The organism is Acidovorax sp. KPB24-03 (assembly GCF_057546605.1).
In genome coordinates, this window is record NZ_BAAJYR010000921.1 from 1 (window position 1) to 614 (window position 614).

General features: G+C 75.2%; 1 protein-coding gene. It reads left to right on the top strand.

The window, feature by feature from the left end; genetic code table 11:
* Positions 1–614 (top strand): TolC family protein (locus tag AC27KI_RS26815; RefSeq protein ID WP_487116946.1); only part of this gene is annotated, 614 nt, incomplete at both ends.

The window sequence follows — 614 nt, forward strand, 5'->3', positions numbered from 1 at the left end:
GCCGAGGTGGCGGGCTGCGCACCCGCCTGGGGCCGGCGGACGAGATCGTGCAGGCCCGCGTGCGGGCGTCGCAGGCCCGCGCAGCGCAGGCGCCCCTGGCCGAAGCCGGTGCCCGTGCCGCGCAGGCCCTGGCCGTGTTGGTGGGCCGCACCACCCCCGATCCGGCCTGGAGCGACGAGGTGCCCGGCAGCGCGCCTCCCACGTTGGCGCCGTTCGCCCTGGTCGAACTGCCCGCCGATCTGCTGCGCACCCGCCCCGACGTGCACGCCGCCGAGGCCGAGGTGAACAAGGCGGCCGCGGCGCTGGGGCTGGCGCGCTCCGAGCTGTACCCGCGCATCGCGCTCATGGGTTCGCTGCTCTATTCGTACAACATCACCCAGCATTTCCGCACGCGCAGCGAAAACGCCCCCGCGCTCGGGCCCGTCATCGACGTTCCGCTGTTCGACTGGGGCCGTCGGCAGATGCAGGTGCAGGCCCGGCAGGAAGCGGTGAACGCCGCGCTCCTCGGCTACCGAAAGGCCGTGAACAACGGCGTGGCCGAGGTGGAGGGCGCCCTCGCGGCCCTGGGGGCACAGCAGGCCCGCGCGGACGCGCTCGCCCAGGCCCTGGGCCTG